At 64.5% G+C, this 4435-nt stretch carries 4 protein-coding genes; 1 reads left to right on the top strand and 3 read right to left on the bottom strand.

Features of this window, described 5'->3' with window-relative positions; all coding sequences use genetic code 11:
* Nucleotides 1–809: IS21 family transposase (gene istA, locus ACQ3I4_RS16515; RefSeq protein ID WP_329864004.1), on the bottom strand; the 809-nt coding region annotated here is incomplete at its 3' end.
* A gap of 883 nt (nucleotides 810–1692) precedes the next feature.
* Here istA (ACQ3I4_RS16515) and ACQ3I4_RS16510 point away from each other — a divergent pair.
* Nucleotides 1693–1965 (top strand): helix-turn-helix domain-containing protein, encoded by a 273-nt coding sequence (locus ACQ3I4_RS16510; RefSeq protein ID WP_329864298.1) that lies wholly within the window; start codon nucleotides 1693–1695, stop codon nucleotides 1963–1965.
* A 410-nt stretch (nucleotides 1966–2375) separates the two neighbouring features.
* Here the strand turns inward: ACQ3I4_RS16510 and istB are convergent, their stop codons facing one another.
* Together istB and istA (ACQ3I4_RS16500) are read right to left on the bottom strand one after the other, a co-directional pair.
* Complete coding sequence (gene istB, locus ACQ3I4_RS16505; RefSeq protein ID WP_430633781.1) at nucleotides 2376–3134, bottom strand: IS21-like element helper ATPase IstB; 759 nt, start codon at nucleotides 3132–3134, stop codon at nucleotides 2376–2378.
* On the bottom strand, nucleotides 3131–4366 hold the full coding sequence (istA, locus tag ACQ3I4_RS16500) for an IS21 family transposase (protein ID WP_430633782.1): 1236 nt from the start codon (nucleotides 4364–4366) through the stop codon (nucleotides 3131–3133). Before istA (ACQ3I4_RS16500) ends, istB begins: the two co-directional genes overlap by 4 nt.
* Between the last annotated feature and the right edge of the window lie 69 nt (nucleotides 4367–4435).

The following is a 4435-nucleotide window of genomic DNA, read 5'->3' as shown; positions in this document are numbered from 1 at the left end:
GCGATGACGCGCATGGCCACGTGCCAGACCGTGTTTTCCACGCTGGCCTTGTCCTTAGGAGACCTCACCCTCCCCGGCAGCACGGCAGCCGAGTAGTGCGCGGCCATCTCCCGGTAGGCATCATTCAGGACGACCTCGCCCTCACGGGGATGACTGATCACCCCGGTCTTCAGGTTGTCCGGCACGATCCTGGGCACCGAGCCGCCGAACGCCTCGAACATCGACACGTGCGCCCGCAACCAGGTGTCCTGCTTCATATCCAAGGTCGGCTCGACGAAGGCGTAGCGGCTGAACGGCAGGCACCCCACGAACAAGAACACCGTCCGGGTCGCGCCAGTGACCGGACCGTGCAGCTGCATCGTCGGCCCGGACCAGTCCACCTCGACCGTCTGCCCGGCCTTATGCCCGACCCTCGAGGCGGCCCCGGTGACCAGCACGTGGCGCTGGTAGGTCCGGCAGAACCGGTCGTATCCCATCGCCGGCTCGCTGCCGGCCGCGCAGCCATCAGCGTATTCGCCGTGCAGCAGCTTCAACGTCACCCCGACCCGCGCCAGCTCCCGATGAACCCGCTCCCAGTCCGGCTGGGCGAACACGCTCTGATGCTCACCACGACCCGGGAACAACAACTCGTAAACCTCGCCGTGGGCAAGGTCCTTAATCTCGTCCCAGCCGATACCGGCAGCGTCGGCGGCCTCCAGCACCGCCGTGACCGATTTCCGGGACATGCCCTGCGACGCCGCGATCACCCGGCCGGACAAGCCCTCGGCCCGCAACTGCAACACCAGCTTGGCCCTGATCTTCCGTACCATTGATGGTTCTCCTTCCGCCGTGCGCCCTATACGTACGGCGGAAGGAGCCTAAGCGCGCGGTGGCCCCCAAGCACGCCACTGCCGGTCCCCACGCTCAATATCGGGCGATGAGCGCACCGGCCCCCGAACGCACGACCGGTGGACCCCAACGAAGCGAATATTCAGGAAGGCAAGGTCGTACCGCTAACGCTCGGTCCGTTGAAGACAACAGCCCAAGCCGGGACCATCCCTCAAGTCTTGATCGTCCCTGCTGGAATTAGGACATTTGGTGACATCGACTATCCCAGCCCACAATTTGCGGTTCGGCATCCCCTAATGGCCGCGGAGTCAGTTCGGCCGGTTTTGAGTAGCGATCCGCCACGAGATTCGATGCTGATGGCTATTCCTGTGCAAGAGCCATTCGTCGCATGGGTAATCGAGAAATGCGACGTAAAGAGCGACCGGGACTTGTTGCGCCCTACTTCGTGGGGCTTGTCGCACTTCGACACTCCGCCCTTCCTTGGCAGCGGATGGACATCCGAGCAGGGACTCACGGCTGGAGACTCTACTGCCGGCTAGGCGGTGCTGCCCGGGGACGCTTTTGTGCTTGGCAGACATAGGCTCAACTAGGGACTGCCTGTAAACAAGCGAGGAGCTACGACGTTGGCTTATCGAGAGCAAGTAGGAACACACCCTCATCGACGTAGCCTGCTCTCAAGTCTGCATCCAAATCCGTGTCATCGGTCACAAATGTCAGAAAATGCCGCAGTTCTCTAACTGTTACCGGTTCTCGCATGGTCAAAACGACGCCGACTCCCAAGTTAACCTCCTCATGTGACAAGAACAACTAGCAATGTATCACTAGTGATACAGACTTATTGCTTGACTTCTTATGGCATGAGATGTGCCTATCCGACCGACAGATATACCTCCTGAGGCCGCTGGGCGATGGCAGTCACGCCGCCAAAGAGTTGGATCCCGTATCCGTGAACTTCGGCTTACTCGAGGCATGACTCAGGAGGCCTTAGCCTCGGCCGCCGATTTGAGCCGTGTGCACCTAAATCGACTCGAGGCTGGCAAGCGCAGTCTCGCCTACGAACGGTTGTGGGACCTTGCTGCAGCCCTGAACGTGAACATCAACGAGCTTCTTGAGGTAGATGAAGAGTCGCAGGGCTAGCCGAATCCCCGTCGATCACTACGCGGCCATGCTTGCGATTGTGACGCCCCCACGCTCGGCAGTGGAAAGACTGGGCAAAGGACTTTGCGCGGCCTCCTTGTCCGGATTCGGGGTCATGAGCCCTCGGCTACCTGGGGAGCCGCTGCTACGGAAGGCATTCATCTGCGCGCCACGCCAGGTAGCCACTGTGACAGACGTTGTGCCGGATGCTCCTGCTGCTTCGGTCTAAGCTATCGGCCTCCAGAGATACGCTTTTTGCATGGATTCCCTCCTTATTGTCGCCCTCGTCATCGGGGCCATCCACAATGCCCTAGAAGCAAAGCGGGCCGAAAAAAGAGCGAGGCGTGTTAACGCCGACCGAAAATAGGGCCAAGAACGCCAACTGAAAATAGGGCCACCGGGTTGCGGTTCTATTGTGCCTGAGGTCTTGTGGTGGTTCTGTTGCGGAGCCGGTAGCTGCTGCCGGTGAGGTTGAGAACCTCCGCGTGGTGGACGATGCGGTCGATCATGGCTGAGGCGACCGTAGCGTCGCCGAAGACCTCGCCCCAACGGCTGAACGCCAGGTTCGAGGTGAGGACCAGCGAGGCGTGCTCATACCTGGACGAGACCAGTTGGAAGAACAGGTTCGCCGAGTCCTGGTCGAACGGGATGTATCCGACCTCGTCGACGATCAGCAGCTTGTAGCGGCGCAGCTTTGTCAGTTCCTGGGGCAGGCGTCCGCCTTCGTGCGCCTCGGCGAGGCGAGCGACCCAGCCGGTGGCGGTGTCGAACAGGACCCGGTGCCCGGTGCGGGCGGCCTTGATCCCGATGCCCACGGCCAAATGCGTTTTGCCGGTGCCGGGAGGACCGAGCAGGACCACGTTCTTGGCTTCCTCGAGGAAGACCCCGGTGCCGAGGTGGGCCACCAGGTTGCGGTCGGCGGCCGGCTGGTGGTCGAAGTTGAACTCCTCGATGGTCTTGGCGCCGGGGAAGCGGGCGGCACGGATCCGCAGGGCCGCCCCGGAGGCTTCGCGCTCGGCGACCTCGCGGCTGAGCACGGCGGCTAGGTACTCCTCGTGGGACCAGCCCGCTTCCCGGGCGCGGTCGCCCAGGGCACGGTAGCCGTCGGTGATGCGCGGGGCGCGTAATGCCCGGGCGTAGTACTCGATGCTCTTCGCCGGCTCGCTCACCGGCCGGCCTCCGCCAGTTCACGCGCATCGTCCGGGACGGCGAGGCCGAAGAGCCGGTCGTAGATGCCCAGATCGCGTTCCTGGACCTCGGCGTGGCGGCCGGTCCTGATGGTGCGGTGGGCGCGGCGCAGGGCGGCGGCCCTGTCGACGTGGGCCGGATCGGTAAGGATCTGGTGGCGCGCCCAACGTCGTTCGTGCTTGGCCAGCAACGTCCCGCCGGCAGTGACGGTCACCTGCTCGAGGTCCGCGGCCACGTCCACGATCCGCCCGATCGCCGACGGGTCGACGGAGTAGTCGTTGGAGAACACCCGCACGTAGTAGTCCCGCGGCAGCCGGATGCTCTTGCGCAACCCAGTCTCGGGCGCCAGCGGTGCCAGCGGGCGCATCGCCTCGCGGTCGCGCAACACGAGCTCGGCGGGCCGTCCGTGGCGGGAGCGCGAGTAGCGGGCATTGGCCCGCGGCAACCAGTCGGCCAGCTGCTCGTTGAAGTCGCCCGGGGAGGCGAAGGTCCGGCCGGGCATGAAGCCTTGGCGGAAGAACCGGTTCATCCGCTCCACCATGCCCTTGGACTCCGGGTCGTTCGGCGGCAGTTGGCGGATCGTGCAGCCCAGCACCCCGGCGAAAGACGCGGCCGGATCCGTCAGCCGGCCCTGGCCGATGCCGCTCTCGTTGTCCCAGACCAGCCGCTCGGGGACCGCGGCCGCGTCCTGGATCAGCGACCACATCCCGCCCAACAGGTCCGGCGTGGTGCGGGTGGGGATCATCCGGGCCTGGATGAAGCCGGAGAAGGTGCTGGTCATGACCAGCACCGGCGGCTTGCCCTGTTGGCCGTGCCCGAGCGGTAGCGGCTCGTGCGGGAACCAGAGGTCGCATTGGACCGCCTTGCCCGGTTCGTGGACCAGCCGGTCCACCGGGTCCGCCGGCAGATACTCGGGCCGGATCTGGCGGACCTTGTCGCGGAACAGGGACGCCGATCCCGTCCATCCCACGCGTTCGGCCAGCACGGTGGCCGGCATCGTCGGAGTCCTGGCCAGCAGGGTCCGGACCCGGCCGGCGTAGGAGTCGAAGCTCGAACCTGCCGACGCCCGCTCGTACTTAGGCGGCCGGTCTGATTCCAGCGCCCGGTCAACCGTTCCCCGCGAAACCCCGAGCTGCGTGGCCAGCTCTCTCTTAGAGATCTTCTCCGTCGCGTACCGGTGGCGAATCTGCGCCCAAACGTCCAATGTGATCACCTTCCATGATGGTCAGGTGGCCTCATTTTCAGTTGGCGTTCTTGGCCCTATTTTCGGTCGGCGTCAACA

It is taken from the genome of Zafaria sp. Z1313 (genome assembly GCF_050563205.1).
In the GTDB taxonomy this organism is placed as follows: domain Bacteria; phylum Actinomycetota; class Actinomycetes; order Actinomycetales; family Micrococcaceae; genus JAZDCJ01.
The sequence above is the reverse complement of the archived record's forward strand: the minus strand, read 5'-3'. Positions and strand labels throughout refer to the sequence as shown.